A 22258-nucleotide genomic window follows, 5' to 3' on the forward strand; every position below is an offset into this window, starting at 1 on the left:
TTCTCCAGACTATTTGATGATGCCAGTGACCCGGACGCGGCGTTCGCTGCGCTCGTGGGGGGGGGCGGGCTGTGCACGGCGCTGGCGCTGGTCGAGGACATTCTTGAGCGCGATCAGCAGGCCCGCAACGAAAAAGGCCCCTGGCGGCAGCATGAAAAACAGAAACTGATAGTCGTCCATCACCGTTATCTGCCACTCGGCGGCCCTGGGGCCCAGCAGCAGATGCATGTTGTGGAACAGCGTCCCCTGGCCCAGCAGCTCTCTGATCGCTCCCAGCAAGACCAGCACCCAACCGAACCCGAGCCCCATCATGAACCCGTCCAGCGCCGCAGGCAGCACCGGCTGGCGCGAGGCAAACGCATCGGCACGTCCCAGGATGGCGCAGTTGGTCACGATCAAGGGGATGAAAATGCCCAGAATTTGATAGAGCGAATAGGCAAAGGCAGCCATCAACAGCTCGGCGCAGGTCACGAAGGCGGCAATGATCATCACGAAGGCGGGTAGCCGCACCGCGCTGGGCACCTGATGGCGAATCAACGAGATGGTCGTGCTCGCCCCGACCATGACCAGCAGGGTGGCCAGCGCCAGCCCCAGTGCGTTGACCACGCTGGCGCTCACGGCCAGCAGCGGGCAGAGCCCCAGTAGTTGCACCAGGGCCGGGTTGTTGCGCCAGAGCCCTTCCTGGGTCAGCTGTTGCCATGGCGTCATGTCTCGGGCTCCTCGATGGTGATGGGCAAACGGACCTCATGGGCATAGCGCAGGGCATCGTGAACGGCATTAATAACCGCGCTTGGGGTGATGGTGGCCCCGGTGAAGCCATCGAACGCGCCGCCCTGCTGTCGCACCGCCCAGCTTTCTGGGGGCAGACTGTGGCGTGTCAGGCCATCGAAGCGAGTGATCCAGTCGCTGCGCTGGTGTTCGATGGCATCGCCTAGCCCTGGCGTTTCCTGGTGCCGAGTGACCCGAACGCCGCTGATACGGCCCTCATGGTCAATCCCCACCAGCAGGTGAATGGCTCCGCTGTAGCCCTGGTGGGTGATGACCGGCAGGACGACGGCAGCCTCGTCTGCGTGGTGAACATACCAGCCGTGTGTGGGCGCGCGGTGGCCCAGCCGCTCGGGCTCAGGCAGCTCGAAGGTGTCTTCCAGCAGCGATGCCTGTGAGTCCGTGACCAGCGAAGCTGGCAGCACTGCCTGCAGCTGGCGATATTGATAGGCCAACTGGTGCTGATCGATGCGTTCGGCGGTCAGCGCCCGAGTCACTGCCACGCTGCCTGCCGTTACCAGCGCAAAGGTGCCCAGTGCCAGCGCCCCACGCCACATGGCTTGATAGAGCGTCATGGGCGCCTCGCCGGGGATCGGTGCCCTGTGGGGCGACGCTCTGTGGGACGATGCCCTGTAGGAACAGGAGCGCTGTAAAGATCCAGCAGCGGCACGCACAGGTTCATCAGCAGCACGGCAAAGGCGACGGCATCGGGATAGCCGCCGAAGGTGCGGATGATCATGACCAACACCCCAATGCCGATGCCGAACAACAGCTTGCCGCGCCGACTGGTCGCCGCCGATACCGGGTCTGTGGCAATGAAGAAGGCACCAAACAGGGTAGCCCCCATGGTCAGATGAAACAGCGGAGAAGCATACTGGTCGCTGTCCAGGTCGTAGAGCAGTGCCGCGAGCAGTGCCATGCTACCCAGCATGGCAACCGGAATATGCCAACTGATCACTCGTTTGAACAACAGCAGCAACCCGCCTGCCAGCCACGCCAGCGCGATCAGGCGCCAGGCCTGTACCGTGTCTTCCAGCGCAGCCGCCGCCCAGAACTCATCTGCCCCTGTCAATCCTTTATGCTTGAAGGCATCCAATGGCGTGGCGCCACTCAGCGCGTCCAGCTCGGCAGCGGAGAGGGTGCCGCTGACCTGGGCCCAGAGTGTCGCCATCGAACCTGCCTGGTGCGGCACTGGCCACAGCGTCATGTAGGTTGGAAACGAGACCAGCAGCAGGGCGTAACCCACCATGGCCGGATTGAAGGGGTTGTGCCCCAGCCCTCCATACAGCTGCTTGGCGACCACCACCGCGGCGATGGCCCCTACCGCCAGCAGCCACCAGGGGCTACCGGGGGGCAGCGAGGCGCCCAGCAGAACGCCCGTCAGCAGGGCACTGCCGTCGGTCAAGGTAGCAACCACGCGGCGACGGCGCAGGGCGATGACGGCGGCCTCCGCCAGCATGGCAACGCCGGCGGCCACTGCCACGTTGGTCAGCACCCCCAGCCCAAAATAGAAGGTCATGGCCAGTAGCCCCGGCAGGGTTGCCAGGATGACCCAGCGCATGATCGATGCCGAGGAGGGGGCAAGGCCCAGCGTCGAGGCCTGGAGCATGCTCATGGTGTCGTTTGCTCCCGTTCGCGGGCTCTGGCATCGGCCAGTCGGGCGTCCGCGGCGAGCAGGTTTTCCTGGGCAGTGGCCAGCTGCATCTCCAGATCCTCCTGGGATTGTTGAGGGTCTTCTGCCACGGCGCGTGCCAGCGCCTTCTCGGCTTTTTTGACCGCCGCCCTGGCCGCGGTCTGTGCGATACGCAAGCTGCGCAGGTCAACGGCTGGCAGCTCTGCGTTGCGGGGCTCGGCACCCGATGACGACGGCTGACGCTGCTGGGCAAGCCGCGCCTGGCGGCGAGCCTGCTTCTCCGCCTCTTCCCGGGCCAGCCTGGCCTGGCGGAACTCGAAGCGGTGGCGCGCGTGCTCTGCCTTGGCGGTTTCGATGCGTTTCAAACGGATCCGTTGCTTGGCCGTGCGGTATTCCGCCACCAGCGGGATATGGCTGGGGCATACGAAACTGCAGGCGCCGCATTCGATGCAGTCGAACAGGTGCTGTTTTTCCAGGGCCGCGTCATGGCCACTTTGCGCGTGCCAATGCAGCTGCTGGGGCAGTAGCTGCACTGGGCAGACGGTTTCGCAGGCACCGCAGCGAATACAGGGGGAAGCGTCTGGCGCCGGGGGCAGTTCCTGGCGCGTGGCGGCAATCAGGCAGTTGGTGGTTTTGATGACGGGAACGTCCAGCGATGCCAGCGCTCTCCCCATCATGGGCCCACCTACCACCACTTGATGCAGGGCATCCGGCGCCAGCCCAGCCTGCTGAAGCAGACCCTCTATCGGGGTGCCCAGACGTACCCAGTAGTTGCCTGGCCGTTCGATGGCCTCGCCTGTCAGGGTGACGATGCGCTCGACCAGCGGTGTGCCCTCACAGATGGCCTGCTGTGCCGCCAGCAGCGTCCCCGGGTTGTGACACAGAACGCCCACATCGGCTGGCAGGCCGCCGCTGGGCACGTCTCTGCCCAGCAGCTTTTTGATCAGCTGTCGCTCGCCCCCGCTGGGGTAGCGGGTTTCGATCACCTCGAGCGTCACCGGAAGCGGTGATGGCACCTGGGGCAGCGCCGCCTGCAGGGCTTGCCGTGCCTCGGGCTTGTTATCCTCGATACCCACGACGATACGCGACGCGGCACACAGGGTGGCCAAAATTGCCGCGCCTTCCAGCACTTGGGCGGCATAGTGGCGCAGCGTCATGTCGTCGGCGGTGATGTAGGGCTCGCACTCGGCAGCATTGACCACCAGCGTATCGATGGGTTGTTGCAGGCTGACCTGCGCTTTGACGTGAGTCGGAAAGCCAGCCCCGCCCAGCCCTGCCAGGCCGCTGTCGTCCAAGCGCGACACCAGCGCTGAAGGTTCCGCCCGCCGCCAGTCGAGCGGCGCCAGCCGCTGCCACTCATCGTCGCCATCGCCTACGATCGTCACCGACTGAGGGCTGACCTCCCGCACGGTGCCGCTCAGGCTGGCATGCACATTGGCCGATACCAGCCCACCTTTGCGGGCCACCACAGTGCCCACCTTCACGCGCTCGCCTACGGCCACGCAGGGCAGGGCGGGCTTGCCGACATGCTGATCGAGGGGCAGCACCACTTGCGCAGGCAGCGGGGCCACCCTCAGCGGCGCGGTGAGTGAGCGCTGCTTGCGCTCGGGCGGATAAATGCCGCCGGGAAAATCATGACGGGACATGAGCACTCCCTGGCGTTGCGCGGTCGCTGATAATGGGCTCCCACTGACTCAACGGCTTGCGCCGTGGCAGCATGTCGATGCAGTCCACCGGGCAAGGGGCGACGCATAAATCGCAGCCGGTACATTCGTCTTCGATGACCGTGTGCATCTGTTTGGCCGCGCCGATGATGGCATCCACCGGGCAGGCCTGAATGCATTTGGTGCAGCCAATGCACTCGGCTTCGCGGATGAAGGCCACGCGATCTTCGCTGGGGGCTTCGCCATCCAGGGGCGCTGGCTCGCGACCCAGCAGCTCGGCCAAGGCCACTACCGTGGCGTCACCGCCGGGCGGGCACTTGTTGATGGCATCGCCCTGGTTGATCGCTTCGGCGTAAGGGCGGCAGCCGGGGTAGCCGCACTGGCCACACTGGGTTTGTGGCAGTAGCGCATCGATCTGCTCCACCAGGGGATTTTCATCCCCCTTGAAGCGCACGCTGGCCAAACCCAGCAGCGCCCCGAACAGCAGGCCCAGAGTGGTCAATGCGCCCACGGCGCTGGCGACCCCCCACCATGACAATGATTCGCCCATCACGATGCCCCCTGCACCAGGCCGGAAAAGCCCAGAAACGCCAGCGACATCAGGCTGGCGGTCACCATGGCAATGGCGGCGCCCTGGAACGGCTTTGGTATATCGGCACCGGCCAGCCGTTCACGCATGGCGGCGAACAGCACCAGCACCAGCGAGAAACCTGCTGCCGCGCCCAGGCCATAGAGGGTGGTGTGGAAGAAGCTCAGTTCGCGGTTGAGCGACAGCAGCGCCACTCCGAGTACGGCGCAGTTGGTGGTGATCAGGGGCAGGAAAATACCCAGCACTTGATGCAGCAACGGGCTCAGCTGGCGCACCATGATCTCGGTGAACTGTACGACGGCAGCAATGACCACGATAAAACTGATCGTTCGCAGGTAGGTAATGTCCAGCGGTACCAGCAGGCCATGGTACACCACGTAGCTGGCCGCCGAGGCCAGGGTAAGCACGAAGGTGGTGGCCAGCGACATGCCCATGGCCGACTCCAGCTTGTTGGAGACCCCCATGAAAGGGCATAAGCCAAGAAACTGGACCAACACGAAATTATTGACCAGCGCGGTGCTGATCAGGATGACAAACAGTTCGTTCATGGCGGCTAAGTCGCGCTGGTCAGGTTACCCGCTGACCGGGCTCAGCGCCGGAGTCCGGGGAGAGCAGATAGATACCGTCGTTATTGGCGGACGCCAGCACCATACCCTCTGACAGGCCGAAGCGCATTTTTCTCGGGGCCAGGTTGGCGACCATGACGGTCAGTCGTCCTTCCAGCGCTTCTGGAGAGTAGGCCGAGCGAATGCCGGAAAAGACGTTGCGGGTCTCGCCGCCCAGGTCGAGGGTCAGCTGCAGCAGCTTGTCTGCGCCTTCCACGTACTGTGCCTTGGCGATACGCGCAATCCGCAGGTCGACTTTGGCGAAATCGTCGAAGCTGATCTCGGCGGCGATGGGATCCTCGGCCAGCGGGCCTTTGGGCGTATTCTTGAGTTTCTGCTCTTCCACCAGATCCTCCTTGGAAGCGTCGATCATGGCGTCGATTCTGTCTCGCTCTACCCGAGTCATCAGCGGTTTGAATTTGTTGATAGCGTGGTTCACCAGAACGTTACCACGACTCTCCCAATTCAAAGTGTCAACATTTATAAACTCACGCGCTTGCTCTGCCATGCTCGGCACCACCGGCGCCAGATAGACCATCAGCTGGCGGAACAGGTTGATGCCCACCGAGCAGATTTCCAGCACTTCTTGTTCGCGTCCGTCCTGCTTGGCCAGTGCCCAGGGCGCTTTGTCAGCGATGTAGGTATTGGCTTCATCGGCCAGCTCCATGATCTTGCGCATGGCGCGGCTGAATTCCCGCGCTTCGAAATCGGCAGCGATATCCTCACCGGCCGAGATGAAGCGGGCAACCATGGCCGGTTCAGCGCAATGTTCGGAGAGCGTTCCGCCGCCGAGCTTTTTGACGAAGCCTGCACAGCGGCTGGCGATGTTCACGACCTTGCCGACCAGATCCGAGTTCACGCGCGCGGCAAAGTCGTCGAGGTTCAGGTCGAGGTCGTCGACCTTGGAGGTCAGCTTGGCGGCAAAGTAGTAGCGCAGATACTCGGGGTTGAGGTGCTCGGCATAGGTGGCGGCCTTGATGAAGGTGCCACGGGACTTGGACATCTTGGCACCATCCACGGTCAGGAAGCCGTGACAGTTGACCGCCGTGGGCGTACGGAACTCTGCCCCATGGAGCATGGCCGGCCAGAACAGGGCGTGGAAGTAGACGATATCCTTGCCGATGAAATGGTAGACCTCCGCGTTGGTGTTCGGCTGCCAGAAGCTGTCGAAGTCGATGCCTTGGCGGTCACACAGGTTCTTGAAGCTGGCCAGGTAGCCGATGGGGGCATCCAGCCAGACGTAGAAATATTTGCCGGGCGCATCCGGGATCTCAAAGCCGAAATAGGGCGCGTCCCGAGAAATGTCCCACTCATTGAAGCCGGATTCGAACCACTCCATCAGCTTGTTGCGGATCTGGGGCTGAACGTGACCGTCGTTGATCCACTGTTGCAAGAACTCGGCGAAGTCCGGCAGCTTGAAGAAGTAGTGGGTCGAGCTACGTACCTCGGGCGTGGCGCCGGAAATGGCGGACACCGGATTGATCAAATCAGCGGGGGTATAAGTAGCGCCGCACTTCTCGCAGTTATCCCCGTACTGATCGTCAGCATGGCATTTGGGGCAGGTGCCCTTGATGAACCGATCCGCCAGGAACAGGCCTTTCTGGGGGTCGTACATCTGCTCGATGTCGCGGGTCGCAATATGGCCCTTGTCGCGCAGGCGTTTGTAGATCAGCTCGCTGTAGTGACGGTTCTCTTCGGAGTGGGTGGAGTGGTAGTTGTCAAAGCCCACGCCAAAGCGAGCAAAGTCTTGCTGATGGTCCTGAGAGACTCTTTCGATCAGCGCTTCCGGGGAGATGCCTTCCTGCTCGGCTCGCAACATGATGGCCGTACCATGGGCGTCGTCGGCGCATACGTAGTAGCACTGCTGGCCACGGCTTTTCTGAAAACGTACCCAGATGTCGGTCTGGATGTACTCAAGCAGATGACCCAGGTGGATGGCACCGTTGGCATAGGGCAGTGCGCTGGTCACCAGAATGTTGCGTGGAGCAGTGTTGGACATGGTGAAGGTTGATTCCGTCTTGGCAAAACAAATAAATGGAGTGAGATAAACGTGTGTCGCCACCTGGCATGCAGTCAGCGACAACTAGTACAGTGCCTGCTCTTCCAGAACCACTTCGCGCAGCAGTTCCAGAAACAGCTTGTCGGCATCGGAGTGCTCGGCCGGGTCTTCAGGGATGTGCACGCTGGTGGTGTCGGAAATTTCATTGGCAATGCGCGCCATGATGGCGGGGCTGCTTCCTTCCGACAGCTGCTGACGGGCGATGGTCAGCGACTGTTCGAGGATTTTGGGATCCTGAAGAAGCTTGCGAATGAATCCACGCAGTTCGTTGATAATACGAGTTTTTTGGATTTCTGATGCGGACATGGGAGTCTCCTTAAGACCACGCCAGAGCAGGTACCCTAGCGAGACCAATGAATGCCTTGACCATAGCACTTTTTTGCATGTTGAGCATGCAAAGTCACATGACCTGCCCAACACGACCGATGAGCAACCGGATTACAGGCTCAGCCTGCCAGCCTTATGCTTGACGGGGTTGGCATACTGCTCCAGCCAATAGGGTCGCAGTGCTTCCGGGACCTCGGCAAGCCGCGCCTTGAAGCGTTCGCGGTCCTGGCGGGTGATCGACTTACGTGCCACCAGCTCGGGTGCTTCGCCCAGCGCTTCCAGGGCCAGGTAGTGGCTCGGGAAAAGCCGATAGCCTCCGATGACCTGGCGGTCGATCTCGGCGGCGACTTCATCAGGGGTCTCCATGTCCGAGCCTACCGGGCTGCCAAAGCGCAGCTGAACGCGGCCTTTGGAGCCGGTGATGCCGGAGACGATGGAGCGAATGTCTTCGAATTCGCTTTTGGCATAGCGGCCGTGGGTTGCGATGTCGTGCAGCTCCTGGGCTTTTTGCACGTCACAAGGGTCGTATTCATAGCTGATGGAAACGGGCACCAGCTTGAGTTCCGCTACTGCTTCACCAAAGACGATGTCGCGCTCGGCAAGGCGTTTGGCCATGATCAGCATCTTGATGATGGCGGGGTCGGTGCGGTCGATGCCGTTCTTGGCGCGACCTTCCCGCTGGGCCATCCAGATGGAGTGGTTGTCGTCGGTGATCGAGTGACGAATGTAGCCTGACAGCTGCTGGTAGGCAGCCAGCATGGCACGTTTGCCCCTGGCGCTGCGCGGCACGATGAAACTCTTGTTCAGGCGCATCAGGTCCGTGACGTAAGGCTTCTTCAGCAGGTTGTCGCCAATCGCGATACGCACGGTATCACGACCCGCCTGGTAGAGCGCATAGTTAACGAACGCCGGGTCCAGCGAAATGTCGCGGTGATTGCCGATGAAGAGATAAGCACTGTGCTCGTCGAGCTTGTCCAGGCCTGAGACGTCAAAAGCCGTCGTGGTGGTGCGAATCATTCGCTCCATGTAACGGGCAATGCGCATCTGAAATTCATGCACGCTGGTCACGCCCTTGACCTCACGACGCACCGCGTGACCAGCCAGCGCCCTGGCCAGTGGCGGTGCCCACTTGGCCATGCGTGGCAGGCGAAATCGGGTCAGCGCATCCAGCAGCTCTGTGTCGTGAGAAAGTCGAGCAATAACTTCAGGAACCTCATGATCCGTATAGGGGCGAATATCGGCCCAAGGGTCACTCGTGGTGTCTGCGTAAGGAGCGTTATTGTGTTGAGTCATGCGATCCGTAACGTGTCAGCAAGTAAGTGATCGATTCACCGAGAAGGTTGGGCGTGCCCATCTTGGGTGCCGGAGAGCGCACTCGGTTCCCGCTCGGTTTCACCGCCCAGCCACGCCATGAGGCGGCGAATGTCCTCGGACAGCGATTGGGCCATCAAAATGAAATCGGTTTCCAGGCGTGCCAGGGCATCGTCGCCATCATCGGCGTGGTCGGCCTCTTCGATCAGCGCATCGCCAAAGCGTAGAGATTTCAGAGCAAGGTCGTCATGCAGCACGAAGCTCAAGCGGCCCTCTATCTGCATGGCCAGCTTGCTGGCCTGACGGCCGCTTTCGAGCAGCTGCTGTATTTCGTCGCTATCCAGGTCCACCTGGCGGGCGCGCAGTACGCCGTCATCGCCTTTCGCCTTCAGCTCTACCTGGTCGCCCAGCTGCAGGTCGGCGGGGCGGCTGGCGGGGTCACCCAGCCAGGTCGTCATGGCGCGTATCGGCAACGTCTGGCTGCTGAGCGGCGTTGCCTTGAGGCTGCCCAGGGTTTCCCGCAGCAGGTCCAGCACGTCTTCGGCGCGGGTGCGCGAGCTGGCATTGATGCCAATCAGCTGATGCTGGGTGTCCCACCAGAGGTCGATTTTCTGGCTGCGCACGAAGGCGCGAGGCATCAGCTCTTCGGTGACCTGCTCCTTGAGAGCAGTCTTTTCCTTGCGCGTCACCTTGCGTCCTTCGCTGGCTTCGATGTCGGCGACTTTCTCATCGACCTCTTCCTTGACCACCGAGGCAGGCAGCAGACGTTCCTGGCGCAGTGCCGACAGCAGCCGATGTCCCTGGATCTCGTGCAGGCGCTGTCCGCCGCCCAGGCGGCCTGCGGGCGCGGTCCAGCCTAGTCGGCGAGCATCCGCATTGCCCAATGGCTTGGCGGCGTGTTCATCCAGCGCGTTGGCCAGGGTGTGGCTGTCGAGCTCGGGCGCGCCGTGCAGGCGATATAGATGCAGGTGCTTGAACCACATGTCACCAATCCTGTTTAAAAGGTGGCACATTATGTCGAAAGCAGGCCTTTCCTGCCAGCACTCTGGTGTGCCGTCATGCTGTTGCACTAGTTTTAAACTTGTGTTTGATTTGTGTGGGGCATGTTGCCTGTCGCTGGCAGGTGCCTGCGCCTGCTGATCACTGTCATCAATAAAAGAGGTTGTCATGTCTGAAGCGATTTCCAGCGTTACCATGCGCGTGCGGGGCTACCACCTGGACGGCTATGGCCACGTCAACAATGCGCGCTACCTGGAGTTCATGGAGGAGGGGCGTTGGGCATTTTTCGATGAGCACCCGCAATTGATGAAGCAGCTGCATCAGGCGAAGCGGGCGTTCGTCGTGGTGAATCTGAATATCGATTACCGTGCGGCAGCCTTGCAAGGGGACGATCTCACGGTGCAGACCGGCATCATCGACGTGAGTGAGCGCAGTGCGCTTTGCCATCACCGCATCGTGCGTCAGGATGGCAGCGTGGTCGCCCAGGCGGATCTGACCTTCGTGCTGCTGGACATGCAGCAAAATCGCGCGGCGACCATCGAGGGCGACGTGCGTGAAGCGCTCATGGGGCTACAGGTCGGCAAAGAGGCCTTTTTGGCTTAAATAGCAATGGAGGTGTCACCGACTGCCCTTGATGCGTATGCAGTGGTATGATGTGAGCGACTCTGCGCGCCGCCTTGCTGGTTAGCTAAAGGCGGCATTTTCAAGCGCTTTCAACTCTCGCAGTGCCAATGCAGTGCAAAGGATCTGACTTTCATGGGTGACATCGCCAGAGAAATCTTGCCCGTCAATATTGAAGACGAGCTCAAGCAGTCGTACCTCGACTATGCGATGAGTGTCATTATTGGTCGTGCGCTCCCCGATGTGCGCGACGGCCTCAAGCCGGTTCATCGCCGTGTGCTGTTTGCCATGCATGAGCTGGGGAATGACTGGAACAAACCGTACAAGAAGTCGGCGCGTGTCGTCGGCGATGTCATCGGTAAGTACCACCCCCACGGTGACAGTGCGGTGTATGACACCATCGTTCGCATGGCACAGCACTTCTCCATGCGTCACGTGCTGGTCGATGGTCAGGGTAACTTTGGTTCCATCGACGGCGATAACGCGGCTGCCATGCGTTACACCGAGGTGCGCATGGCGCGCCTGGCCCACGAGCTGCTGGCGGATCTCGAAAAAGATACCGTCGATTGGGTCGATAACTACGACGGCACCGAACGTATCCCCGAGGTGCTGCCCACCAAAGTGCCGAACCTGCTGATCAACGGTTCCTCGGGCATTGCCGTGGGCATGGCCACCAATATTCCTCCCCATAACATGCGGGAAGTGATCGATGGCTGCCTGGCGCTGATCGACGACTACACCCTGACCGTCGATGACCTCATGCAGTACATCCCCGGGCCTGATTTCCCCACCGGCGGCATCATCAATGGTCGTGCCGGTATCCTGGATGCCTACCGCACCGGGCGTGGACGCATCTACGTGCGCGCTTGTCACACCATCGAACACGATGACAAGACCGGGCGTGATCACATCATCGTCACCGAACTGCCGTATCAGGTGAACAAGGCGCGGTTGATCGAGAAGATCGCCGAGCTGGTCAAAGAGAAAAAGATCGAGGGCATTGCCGAACTGCGCGACGAGTCCGACAAGGATGGCTTGCGTGTGGTGATCGAAGTCAAGCGCGGTGAGTCTGGCGAGGTCGTGGTCAATAACCTGTTTGCCCAGACCCAGCTTCAGAACGTCTTCGGTATCAACATGGTGGCGCTGGAAAATGGCCAACCGCGCACGCTCAATCTGAAAGAGATGCTCGAGGCGTTCATCCGCCACCGTCGGGAAGTCGTCACGCGGCGCACCCTGTTCGAGCTCAAGAAAGCGCGTGAGCGCGGCCATCTGCTGGAAGGCCTGGCCGTCGCTATCTCGAACATCGATGAAGTCATCGAGCTGATCAAGGCATCGCCCAATGCCGCCGAAGCCCGTGAGAAGCTGCTGGCCAAGGTATGGCAGCCGGGCCAGGTGACGGCCATGCTGGAGCGTGCAGGAGCCACTTCCTGCAAGCCCGAAGACCTGGACGAAGGCTTTGGGCTGAACCCCTCGGCCACCGAGTATCGCCTTTCGCCTGCTCAGGCTCAGGCGATTCTGGAACTGCGTCTGCACCGCTTGACCGGTCTTGAAACCGAAAAGCTGCTGGATGAGTACCTGTCGATTCTCGAAAAGATTGCCGAGTTCACAGAAATTCTTGCCTCTGCCGACCGCCTCATGGAGGTGATTCGGGAAGAGCTGCATGCGGTGCGCGACCAGTTCGGTGACGACCGTCGTACGGAAATTCAGGCCAGCCACCTGGACCTGTCCATCGAAGACCTGATTGCCGAAGAGGACATGGTGGTCACGGTGTCGCGTTCGGGCTACGCCAAGACGCAGCCGCTTTCGGACTATCAGGCCCAGCGTCGGGGTGGTCGCGGCAAGTCCGCTACGGCCATGAAGGACGAGGACGTCATCGAACACCTGCTGGTTGCCTCGACCCATGACACGGTGCTGCTGTTCTCCAACCGGGGCAAGGTGTATTGGCTGAAGGTGTACGAGATGCCCAACGCCAGCCGTGGTTCACGCGGCAAGCCGTTGGTGAACATGCTGCCGCTGGAAGAGGGCGAATCGGTCAACGCCATCCTGCCTGTGCGTGACTACGACCCCGAGCACTATATTTTCTTCGCCACCGCCAACGGTACCGTCAAGCGCACCAGTCTCGAGCAGTTCTCTCGCCCGCGCAGCGTGGGCTTGATTGCTATTGATCTGGAAGAGGGCGACCGCCTGGTGGGGGCTGCGATTACCTCGGGCAGCGACCACGTCATGCTGCTCTCCTCCAACGGCAAGGCGATCCGTTTCGAGGAAGGCAACGTGCGCGCCATGGGCCGTACCGCTCGCGGTGTGCGCGGCATGCGCCTGCTGGGCGACGCGGAAGTGATCAGCCTGATCATTCCCAAGAGCCAGCAAATCGATGCCGAGGCGGATGCCGATGCCGAGCAGGAAGCCCCGGCAGATGCCGCCGAGCTGGCGCAGAGCGATGGTCAGATCTACATCCTCACCGCCAGTGTGAAGGGCTATGGCAAGCGCACGCGCCTCGAAGAGTTCCCGCTGCGTGGTCGCGGTGGGCAGGGCGTGATTGCCATGCAGACCAGTGAGCGCAACGGCGCCCTGGTGGCGGCCATGCAAGTGTATGACAGCGATGAAATGATGCTGATCACCGACCGTGGCACCCTGGTGCGTACGCGGGTGGAAGAAGTGTCGATCACGTCGCGTAATACCCAAGGCGTGATGCTGATTCGCCTGGGCAAAGAAGAGCAGCTGGTGAAAACCGTGCGTGTCGATGAGCCCGAAGATACGGGAGCGCCCGAGGCGGTCGAGCCAGACGAACAAGACAATGGCGCACAGGAACCGGGAACCGATGACACGTCATTATAATTTTTGCGCAGGGCCTGCGGCCCTGCCTGTTGCCGTACTGGAGCGCGCTCGCAGTGAGCTGCTCGACTATCAGGGGCGCGGTTTGTCGGTGATGGAAATGAGTCATCGCAGCGATGAGTTCATTGCCATTGCCGAGCAGGCAGAAGCCGATCTGCGGTCTCTGCTGGGCATCCCTGATCAGTACAAGGTGCTGTTTCTTCAGGGCGGTGCCAGCATGCAGTTTGCCATGCTCCCCATGAACCTGCTGGGTGGGGGTGGTAGTGCCAACTTCATCCAGACGGGCATTTGGGGCAAGAAGGCGCTGAGCGAAGCCAAGCGGCTCGGTTTTGCCTGCCATGTGGCGGGCAGCAGCGAGTCCAATGGACATCTGGCGGTGCCTGACGAAGCTTCCCTGTCGCTCAGCAGCGACGCGGCCTACCTGCATTACACCTCCAATGAAACCATTGGCGGGCTGGAGTTCGACTACGTGCCAGACGTCACCCGTGCCGATGGCAGCGACGTGCCCCTGGTCTGCGACATGTCCTCCAATATCCTGTCGGGGCCTATCGATGTCAGCGACTTCGGGGTGATTTATGCCGGGGCGCAGAAGAACATCGGTCCAGCGGGATTGACCATCGTGATCGTCCGCGATGATCTGCTGGGCAAGGCGCCTGCAAGCGTCCCTTCGCTGTTCGACTACCAGATGCTGGCTGACGCAGGCTCGATGGTGAATACCCCGCCTACCTACGCCTGGTACCTCTCGGGTCTGGTGTTTCAGTGGTTGAAAAACGACATTGGCGGGCTGGACGCCATGGACCGCATGAACCAGCGCAAGGCGCAAAAACTTTACGCGGCCATCGATGGCAGTGACTTCTACAGCAATCCTATCGCCACAGCCAATCGGTCGCGCATGAACGTGCCGTTCGTGCTGGCGGATGACCGGCTGGACGGTGCCTTCCTCAAGGAGGCCGACGAGGCCGGGCTGCTGAATCTCAAGGGTCACCGCAGCGTCGGTGGCATGCGTGCCAGCTTGTATAACGCGGTGCCGGAAGATGCGGTGGATGCGTTAATTGCCTTCATGGCAGATTTCGAACAACGAAGAGGCTAACCCCCATGTCCGATACGCCGATCAATCTCGACGACTTGCGTCAACGTATCGACCAGCTGGATGGCGATATTCTGCGTTTGATCAGTGAGCGGGCCAACTGTGCCCAGCAGGTGGCTCACGTCAAGCTGGCTCAGGACAAGGATGCGGTGTTCTACCGTCCGGAGCGCGAAGCCCAGGTGCTGCGCCGTATCATGGCGTTGAACAAGGGGCCTTTGGACTCCGAAGAAATGGCGCGGCTGTTTCGCGAAATCATGTCTGCCTGCCTGGCGCTGGAGCAGCCGGTCAAGGTGGCTTATCTCGGGCCTGAAGGCACCTTCACCCAGCAGGCCGCGTTGAAGCATTTCGGTGAAAGCGCCGTCAGCCTGCCGATGGCAGCCATCGATGAAGTGTTCCGGGAAGTGGAGGCGGGGGCCGTCAACTATGGCGTCGTTCCCGTCGAGAACTCCACCGAAGGGGTGGTCAATCACACCCTCGACACGTTCATGGACTCCTCTATCAGGATTTGTGGTGAAGTGGTGCTGCGCATTCACCACCATCTCTTGATCAGTGAAACCACGCGTAAAGAGAAGGTGTCACGCATCTATTCGCACCCTCAGTCGTTCGGTCAGTGCCGCAAGTGGCTGGATGCTCACTACCCTCATGCCGAGCGGGTGCCGGTCTCTTCCAACGCCGAAGCCGCCAAGCTGGTGAAAACCGAGTGGCACAGCGCCGCGATTGCCGGCGACATGGCCGCCAAGCTGTATGGCCTGGAGCGCATTGCCGACAAAATCGAAGATCGGCCGGACAACTCCACGCGCTTCCTGATCATTGGCAATCAGGACGTGCCCATGTCGGGCGAAGACAAGACCTCCATCGTCGTGGCAATGCGTAACCAGCCCGGTGCGCTGCACGATTTGCTGGAGCCCTTCCACCGCCACAAGATCGATCTGACGCGTATCGAAACGCGGCCCTCGCGCACCGGTGTGTGGAACTACGTCTTCTTCATCGACTTCAAGGGCCACCGTGACGAGCCCCAGGTGGCTGCGGTGCTGGAAGAAGTTCGCCTGCGCGCCTCTGAACTGCGGGTGCTGGGTTCCTACCCTCAGGGTGTGCTGTGACGGTTTCACCTTCTCTTGCACCTCGGGTGGCGTGTGTCGAACCGCGCATTCTGATTGTCGGCCTTGGCCTGATCGGCGGCTCGTTGGCCGCCGCATTGCGTGCCTCGGGCTACGCTGGCCAGATCATCGCCTGCGACCCCAATGAGCAGGAAGTGGCATTGGGCATCGAGCTGGGGCTGGTGGATGCCGGCGGTGTCGAGCTTGCCAACTGCTTGAAAGGCGTTTCCATGGTCGTGCTGGCGGTGCCGGTGCTGGCTATGGAAAGCGTGATGAGCACGCTGTCGCGTTCTCTCGATCAGGCGGCTCCCGATGTCGTGATCACCGACGTAGGCAGTACCAAGGCCACCATACGTGATTGCGCCGAGCGCGTATTCGGCCGTGTCATGCCCAATATCGTGCTGGGTCATCCTATTGCGGGCTCCGAGAAAAGCGGTGTGGCAGCCGCCAATCCATCACTGTACGTCAATCACAAGGTGATTCTGACGCCGGAGCCGGATGTCGACCCGGTAGCGCTGGCGCGGGTAGAAACCCTGTGGAGAGCCTGCGGCGCCGACGTGCTGCAAATGAGCGTCGAGCGCCATGATCAGGTGCTGGCGCGCACCAGTCACTTACCCCACTTGTTGGCATTTTCACTGGTGGACACGCTGGCGCGGCAGGACGAGCGGCTGGATATCTTCCGCTATGCCGCGGGTGGGTTTCGTGATTTTACCCGTATTGCAGGCAGTGACCCGGTCATGTGGCGCGACATTTTCGTGGCCAATCGTGACGCCGTGCTCTCTTCTCTGGATGATTTCGAAGCGGGGCTCAAGCGGCTGCGTCAGGCGGTGGAAAGTGCCGACAGCGATGCGATGATTGCCACCTTCGACCGAGCCAGTCATGCTCGCCACTATTTTGATACGTTATTGAATAAAACCAGTTATCAGGCGGAATATCATATGCAACCACACGGTCAAGTGACTTATCGCGTGCAGCCAGGCGGCCAGGCGCAGGGGCGTTTGCGGGTGCCGGGCGATAAATCCATGTCTCACCGCTCGATCATGCTTGGCGCGTTGGCCGAAGGGGTGACCGAGGTCAAAGGCTTCCTGGAGGGCGAAGATAGTCTGGCCACCTTGCAGGCCTTTCGTGAAATGGGGGTGGCCATCGAAGGCCCGCACCAGGGGCGTGTGACCATTCATGGGGTTGGCATGCACGGCCTCAAGGCGCCGGCAGGCCCGCTGTATGTAGGTAACTCTGGCACCGCCATGCGCCTGTTTGCCGGGCTGCTGGCGGGTCAGGCGTTCGATAGCGAATTGACCGGTGATGAGTCACTCACCAAGCGCCCCATGGGGCGTGTGGCAGACCCGCTGCGACTGATGGGAGCGACCATCGATACGGCAGAGGGTGGTCGTCCGCCATTGAAAATTCATGGCGGCGCTGCGCTGAAAGGCATTCATTATGATATGCCCATGGCCAGTGCTCAGGTGAAGTCGTGCCTGCTGCTGGCAGGGCTCTACGCCGAGGGAGAGACCCGCGTGCGCGAGCCAGCGCCGACTCGCGATCATACCGAGCGGATGCTCAACGGGTTTGGCTACGCCGTTTCTCGCGAGGGCGACACCTGCTGGCTGCAGGGAGGCGGTCAACTGACGGCGGGGCCGATTGACGTGCCCTCCGATATCTCTTCGGCTACCTTCTTCCTGGTCGCCGCGGCCATTACCCCTGGTTCCGACATCACGCTGGAGCACGTGGGCATCAACCCGACGCGTATCGGTGTCATCAATATTCTGACCCTGATGGGCGCTGACCTGACGCTTGAAAACCAGCGCGAGGTAGGCGGTGAGCCCGTGGCGGATATCCGTATTCGCTATGCGCCGCTGAAGGGTATCGATATTCCTGTCGATCAAGTGCCGCTCGCCATTGATGAATTCCCGGCGCTGTTCATTGCGGCGGCCAATGCACAAGGCACCACGCGGCTGCGCGGAGCTGAAGAGCTGCGCGTCAAAGAGTCGGACCGTATTCAGGCCATGGCAGATGGTTTGGCGATTCTGGGTGTCGAGCATACGGTCGTGGAAGACGGCATCGACATCATCGGTAACGGTGACGAGAGCATGCCGAGTTACGGCGGTGGCCGCATCGATAGCCTCGGCGATCACCGCATTGCCATGGCGTTTGCGATTGCCTCCCTGCGCGCGGGTGCTGAGATCATCATCGACGATTGCGCCAACGTGGCAACGTCCTTCCCTGGCTTCGTGACGCTGGCTCAGCGTATCGGTATGCGTGTCGATGTGGAGGACGTCCATGACCGCTAACGCTCCTGTGCTGACCATCGATGGCCCCGGCGGTGCCGGTAAAGGCACGATCAGCAGCCTGGTGGCTGAACGGCTGGGCTGGCATTTGCTGGATAGCGGTGCGCTCTATCGGTTGACGGCCCAGGCGGCCGTCAAGCATCACGTGGCGTTGGATGACGAAGCGGCGCTGGCCGATATCGCAGCAACCCTGGACGTGGCTTTCCCGGTGGAAGAGGGTCAGCCACGCACGCTGCTGGAAGGCGAAGACGTCAGTCGGCTCATTCGTACCGAGCAAGCGGGCGAACGTGCTTCCCAGGTGGCCGCATTGCCAAAGGTACGCGCTGCGCTGCTGCAGCGACAGCGTGATTTTTGTCAGTCTCCCGGGCTGGTGGCGGATGGACGCGATATGGGCACAGTGGTGTTTCCAGAGGCGCCGCTGAAGATTTTTTTGACCGCCAGTGCCGAGGAAAGGGCGCATAGACGGCATCTGCAGTTGCAGGAAGCAGGGGTGGATGCTAGTCTGTCGAGTCTTTTGAAGGAGATTCAGGCACGCGATGCACGCGACACGCAGCGCAGTGTGGCTCCGCTCAAGCCGGCAGATGATGCCATCACGCTTGACACCACGCGCCTGAGTATACCGGAAGTGGTTGATCGGCTAACCGAGCTGCTTGCCCAACGGGGCATGTTTAACGGCGCTTGATTCTCCCTTGCGGCGTTTTTGGAAAGGTGTCACGACGTGGCAGGGCGACAGTAATATCTTAGTGAGCCCGGTCAGGTCCAACCAGCGCTAACACCTCCAGAAGCTGAATGACATTAGGCCCGTACTCGCTGGTGGTACGGAGAAGGCAGTTATGCCTCAACAACGTTGATCACGTAGGAAAACCATGAGCGAAAGCTTTGCTGAACTGTTTGAACAGTCCCTTAACGACATCAACATGGAGCCGGGCGCCATTGTTGCGGCTCAAGTTGTCGACATCGACGGTGACTGGGTTACCGTCAACGCTGGTCTGAAATCCGAAGGTCAGATCCCTGCGGCACAATTCCGTGACGAAAATGGTGAGCTGACCATCGCGATCGGTGACGATGTGCACGTTGCGCTGGAAGCCGTGGAAGATGGCTTCGGCGAAACTCGCCTGTCCCGTGAAAAAGCCAAGCGCGCAGAAGCTTGGAAGATTCTGGAAGCGGCCTTCGAGAAAGACGAAATCATCAAAGGCGTGATCAACGGTAAAGTCAAAGGCGGCTTCACTGTCGACGTCGACTCCATCCGTGCCTTCCTGCCGGGCTCTCTGGTTGACGTTCGTCCGGTTCGCGACACTGCGCACCTGGAAAACAAAGAGCTGGACTTCAAAGTCATCAAGCTGGATCCGAAGCGTAACAACGTCGTTGTTTCGCGTCGCGCCGTGCTTGAAGCCGAAAACAGCGCCGAGCGTGAAGCACTGCTGGCCACGCTGCAAGAAGGTCAGCAAATCAAGGGTATCGTCAAGAACCTGACCGACTACGGTGCTTTCGTAGATCTGGGCGGTGTCGATGGCCTGCTGCACATCACCGACATGGCGTGGAAGCGTATCAAGCATCCGTCTGAAATCGTTGCCGTTGGCGACGAGATCAACGTCAAAGTGCTGAAATTCGACCGTGAGCGCAACCGCGTTTCTCTGGGTCTGAAGCAGCTGGGTGAAGATCCGTGGGTCAACATCAAAGACCGTTACCCGGAAGGCATGAAAGTGAAGGCAGTGGTCACTAACCTGACCGATTACGGCTGCTTCGCCGAGCTGGAAGAGGGTGTCGAAGGTCTGGTTCACGTGTCTGAAATGGACTGGACCAACAAGAACATCCATCCGTCTAAAGTCGTTCAAGTGGGCGACGATGTTGACGTCATGGTGCTCGATATCGACGAAGAGCGTCGTCGTATCTCCCTGGGTATCAAGCAGTGCACTGCTAACCCGTGGGAAACCTTCAACGCCGAGTACAACAAGGGCGACCGCGTTTCTGGTACCATCAAGTCCATCACAGACTTCGGTATCTTCATCGGCCTGGAAGGCGGTATCGACGGTCTGGTTCACCTGTCCGACATCTCCTGGACGGAAACCGGTGAAGAAGCGGTTCGCAACTTCAAGAAAGGCGACGAGGCAGAAGCCGTTATCCTGTCTATCGACCCTGAGCGCGAGCGCATCTCTCTGGGCATCAAGCAGATGGATTCCGATCCGGTTGCCGAATACCTGTCTGTCAACGACAAGGGCAGCATCGTGACGGGTCGCGTCGTAGAAGTTGACGCCAAGGAAGCTCACATCGAGCTGGCCACTGACGTCATCGCGGTTCTGAAGGCTTCTGAAATCAGTGCTGACCGTGTTGAAGACGCACGTAACGTACTGAGCGAAGGCGACAGCGTCGAAGCGCGTATCGTCAGCGTTGACCGCAAGAGCCGTCAGATTGCTCTGTCCGTCAAGGCCAAAGAGCAGGACGACACGCGTCAGAACCTGAAGAAACTGCGTGAGCAAGAGCCGGAAACTGCCGGTGGTCCGACCACGATTGGTGATCTGATCAAGCAGCAAATGGGCCAGGACTAATACCAGTCTTGTCTCGGAAAACGCCGCCCTTTGGGGCGGCGTTTTTGTTTCTGTCTGCTTAAAATAGGTTGTTGTTAAGGGGGTGCAAACGTTGCTATAAGTGGTATGCGCAATTGTCACATCGCCTTTAATGGCATTAGAGTGTATAAAATTGTTTAGTAAAGGCGCTAAAATCAACTAGACTATTGTCAATCAGTGGATTTAAGGCAATAATGTGTCCGCATCCTGAAGTAGTCGGTGTTGAGTTTCCCGGCTCAGTGCCAATGCCGTTATCTTTTTTATAAAAGGACCTCCCATGTCTCTGTTAAATGATTACATCCAAAAAGAACAGCAGCTTAAGCAGCTCCAGGAAGAGCTGCAGCGTTTGGAAAATGACCAGCGTCTGAAAAGTGAGCTTGAATTTAAAGCTAAACTGGAAGCGTTAATGACCGAGTTTGGCAAGCGCCCATCCGACGTCATTGCATTGCTGGATCCTGCTGCCGATCAGCGTAGCGCACCCAAGGCAGCCGCTGCCGCTACTCGCCGCAAGCGTCGCCTGAAGATCTACAAGAATCCGAACACGGGTGAAGTGATCGAAACCCGCGGTGGTAACCACAAAGGCCTGCGTAGCTGGAAAGACGAGCACGGCGATGACACCGTCGAATCCTGGCTCGTGCGCCTGGAAGATTAAGTTAACAACCGGCATTTCTCCCCAGAAGTGCCGGTTTTGTTTTAGCAGTATCGAAGTGTTGCCACCCCGGCCAGGTAATGCTCTCCACAGTTTCCCAGCCTTCTCCCTGTATTGAGCAGTGATTATGTCAGGCGTTGCAACGGTACTTTGAGTTCCAGACGTCCCTTGCGCCACAGCACATGGGGTGCGCCCCCGCTAACGTGATAAAGGCTCTGGTGGTAGTGCAGTTGGCACAGTGTTGCCGTCAGCGCATCCGAGAGCTCGCTAAAGTCATCAAACAGCGTTACCGCATAGTGTTGTGAGGGAATATCGATACGCCGATATTCAACCGGTAAAGCCACGCTGTCGGTGCTCGCCTGGTTTTCGATATGCAGCCCGATATCGGTGCGTAGTTTATACTGCTTGGTCGTGCTGTCGAGTGCCAATACTTTGTCTGCTAGCAGGTCAGGGAGGGCCACGGCGGGGGTAGAACCGCCGAGTTGAGCTTCCAGACATGGAAGATGGTTGGTATGGCGCTTACGATTACCCAAGCCGCTGATGGCGTGTGCCGCCTTGTAGATACGCATATAGACGGCTTGGCGGGGGCCGCCTTGCTTTATGGTCGTGGTAAATGACGTTAGCGGCGGCTTCAGGTGATGCCTATCGTTGAGAGCCTGGCGATAATGCCTGGGCGACAGCTGGTAGCGTCGCTGGAAGGCGCGTGAAAAGGATGAGTGATTTACATAGCCACATTGCGCGGCGATATGCGCTATATTTTGCTGGGTCAGCGATAGCAGTACAGCGGCACGCTCCAGTCTGCGCTGCTCCCGGTATGCTCGGGGTGACATGTTAAAGCACTGGCGGAACTGTCGCCGTACCTGTGAGGCTGAATATCCCAACTGCCTGGCGAGATCTTCGATACTCAGCGGTTGATCAAGCGAATCTTGTAGCCAGATTTCAGCTCGTGACATTGCATTGAACACTACCTGGCCTCCTATGCGGGTTCAACAGGTAGCTTGCGACTGACCTGCCTGTGCACTCTCCCGGTGCGTTTGGTGACTCGTAACCTGGTAGGCCATCTCTGGTGGTAGTGCGTGCCGGGGCATGGAAATAGACAGAGTGGCCGGACCTTGCCAGCGATGACGTAAAAGGTATTAGCATAAATCACCTGTTCGGTTAGTCATTGTTA

Annotated in this window: 19 protein-coding genes; 8 read left to right on the forward strand and 11 right to left on the reverse strand. The window is 59.9% G+C overall.

Annotated features, from left to right (window positions below):
- Nucleotides 1–9: 9 nt before the first annotated feature.
- The 10 genes from KVY02_RS08025 to KVY02_RS08070 form a co-directional block, all read right to left on the reverse strand.
- A complete protein-coding gene (locus KVY02_RS08025; RefSeq protein WP_218314935.1) occupies nucleotides 10–708 on the reverse strand; it encodes an electron transport complex subunit E in 699 nt (232 codons plus the stop codon).
- Complete coding sequence (locus tag KVY02_RS08030; protein ID WP_218314936.1) at nucleotides 705–1340, reverse strand: RnfABCDGE type electron transport complex subunit G; 636 nt, start codon at nucleotides 1338–1340, stop codon at nucleotides 705–707. Before KVY02_RS08030 ends, KVY02_RS08025 begins: the two co-directional genes overlap by 4 nt.
- Nucleotides 1337–2380, reverse strand: coding sequence for an RnfABCDGE type electron transport complex subunit D (locus KVY02_RS08035; RefSeq protein WP_218314937.1), 1044 nt, complete (start codon nucleotides 2378–2380; stop codon nucleotides 1337–1339). The genes KVY02_RS08030 and KVY02_RS08035 overlap by 4 nt, the downstream gene beginning before the upstream one ends.
- Nucleotides 2377–4044, reverse strand: coding sequence for an electron transport complex subunit RsxC (rsxC, locus tag KVY02_RS08040; protein ID WP_218314938.1), 1668 nt, complete (start codon nucleotides 4042–4044; stop codon nucleotides 2377–2379). Before rsxC ends, KVY02_RS08035 begins: the two co-directional genes overlap by 4 nt.
- Nucleotides 4031–4612: an electron transport complex subunit RsxB gene (rsxB, locus tag KVY02_RS08045; RefSeq protein ID WP_081193285.1), complete on the reverse strand. Its 582-nt coding sequence runs from the start codon at nucleotides 4610–4612 to the stop codon at nucleotides 4031–4033. The genes rsxC and rsxB overlap by 14 nt, the downstream gene beginning before the upstream one ends.
- Nucleotides 4612–5199, reverse strand: a complete 588-nt coding sequence (gene rsxA / locus KVY02_RS08050) for an electron transport complex subunit RsxA (protein WP_016913743.1) — start codon at nucleotides 5197–5199, stop codon at nucleotides 4612–4614. The genes rsxB and rsxA overlap by 1 nt, the downstream gene beginning before the upstream one ends.
- Nucleotides 5200–5218: 19 nt before the next feature.
- Complete coding sequence (gene metG / locus KVY02_RS08055) at nucleotides 5219–7255, reverse strand: methionine--tRNA ligase (RefSeq protein WP_218314939.1); 2037 nt, start codon at nucleotides 7253–7255, stop codon at nucleotides 5219–5221.
- An 84-nt stretch (nucleotides 7256–7339) separates the two neighbouring features.
- Nucleotides 7340–7621, reverse strand: coding sequence for a hypothetical protein (locus KVY02_RS08060; RefSeq protein WP_218314940.1), 282 nt, complete (start codon nucleotides 7619–7621; stop codon nucleotides 7340–7342).
- A 132-nt stretch (nucleotides 7622–7753) separates the two neighbouring features.
- On the reverse strand, nucleotides 7754–8935 hold the full coding sequence (locus tag KVY02_RS08065; RefSeq protein ID WP_081135434.1) for a 1-acyl-sn-glycerol-3-phosphate acyltransferase: 1182 nt from the start codon (nucleotides 8933–8935) through the stop codon (nucleotides 7754–7756).
- Nucleotides 8936–8970: 35 nt separating this feature from the next.
- Nucleotides 8971–9936, reverse strand: coding sequence for a recombination-associated protein RdgC (locus tag KVY02_RS08070; RefSeq protein ID WP_016913748.1), 966 nt, complete (start codon nucleotides 9934–9936; stop codon nucleotides 8971–8973).
- A gap of 184 nt (nucleotides 9937–10120) precedes the next feature.
- Here KVY02_RS08070 and KVY02_RS08075 point away from each other — a divergent pair, with 184 nt between their 5' ends.
- The 8 genes from KVY02_RS08075 to KVY02_RS08110 all read left to right on the forward strand — a co-directional run bounded on the left by KVY02_RS08075 (nucleotide 10121) and on the right by KVY02_RS08110 (nucleotide 21090).
- Complete coding sequence (locus tag KVY02_RS08075) at nucleotides 10121–10555, forward strand: acyl-CoA thioesterase (RefSeq protein ID WP_081135436.1); 435 nt, start codon at nucleotides 10121–10123, stop codon at nucleotides 10553–10555.
- Between the two features lie 153 nt (nucleotides 10556–10708).
- Complete coding sequence (gyrA, locus tag KVY02_RS08080; protein ID WP_218314941.1) at nucleotides 10709–13408, forward strand: DNA gyrase subunit A; 2700 nt, start codon at nucleotides 10709–10711, stop codon at nucleotides 13406–13408.
- Complete coding sequence (serC, locus tag KVY02_RS08085) at nucleotides 13392–14495, forward strand: 3-phosphoserine/phosphohydroxythreonine transaminase (protein WP_039178105.1); 1104 nt, start codon at nucleotides 13392–13394, stop codon at nucleotides 14493–14495. The genes gyrA and serC overlap by 17 nt, the downstream gene beginning before the upstream one ends.
- A 5-nt stretch (nucleotides 14496–14500) precedes the next feature.
- Nucleotides 14501–15592 carry a prephenate dehydratase gene (gene pheA / locus KVY02_RS08090; RefSeq protein ID WP_081135443.1) on the forward strand — a complete coding sequence of 364 codons (1092 nt, stop codon included), beginning with the start codon at nucleotides 14501–14503 and terminating at the stop codon, nucleotides 15590–15592.
- Nucleotides 15589–17877 (forward strand): bifunctional prephenate dehydrogenase/3-phosphoshikimate 1-carboxyvinyltransferase, encoded by a 2289-nt coding sequence (locus KVY02_RS08095; RefSeq protein WP_256357593.1) that lies wholly within the window; start codon nucleotides 15589–15591, stop codon nucleotides 17875–17877. The genes pheA and KVY02_RS08095 overlap by 4 nt, the downstream gene beginning before the upstream one ends.
- Entirely contained in the window at nucleotides 17867–18556 is a 690-nt protein-coding gene (gene cmk / locus KVY02_RS08100) for a (d)CMP kinase (RefSeq protein ID WP_016913754.1), read from the forward strand. The genes KVY02_RS08095 and cmk overlap by 11 nt, the downstream gene beginning before the upstream one ends.
- 184 nt (nucleotides 18557–18740) lie before the next feature.
- Entirely contained in the window at nucleotides 18741–20420 is a 1680-nt protein-coding gene (gene rpsA / locus KVY02_RS08105; RefSeq protein WP_218314942.1) for a 30S ribosomal protein S1, read from the forward strand.
- 295 nt (nucleotides 20421–20715) lie between these two features.
- The gene (locus tag KVY02_RS08110) at nucleotides 20716–21090 is read left to right on the forward strand and encodes a histone-like nucleoid-structuring protein, MvaT/MvaU family (RefSeq protein ID WP_016913756.1); all 375 of its coding nucleotides are present in this window, start codon (nucleotides 20716–20718) and stop codon (nucleotides 21088–21090) included.
- Between the two features lie 122 nt (nucleotides 21091–21212).
- Here the strand turns inward: KVY02_RS08110 and KVY02_RS08115 are convergent, their stop codons facing one another.
- Complete coding sequence (locus tag KVY02_RS08115; RefSeq protein ID WP_218314943.1) at nucleotides 21213–22052, reverse strand: helix-turn-helix transcriptional regulator; 840 nt, start codon at nucleotides 22050–22052, stop codon at nucleotides 21213–21215.
- Nucleotides 22053–22258 lie beyond the last annotated feature (206 nt).

Source organism: Halomonas sp. 18071143, from assembly GCF_019211725.1.
Lineage (GTDB): Bacteria > Pseudomonadota > Gammaproteobacteria > Pseudomonadales > Halomonadaceae > Vreelandella > Vreelandella stevensii.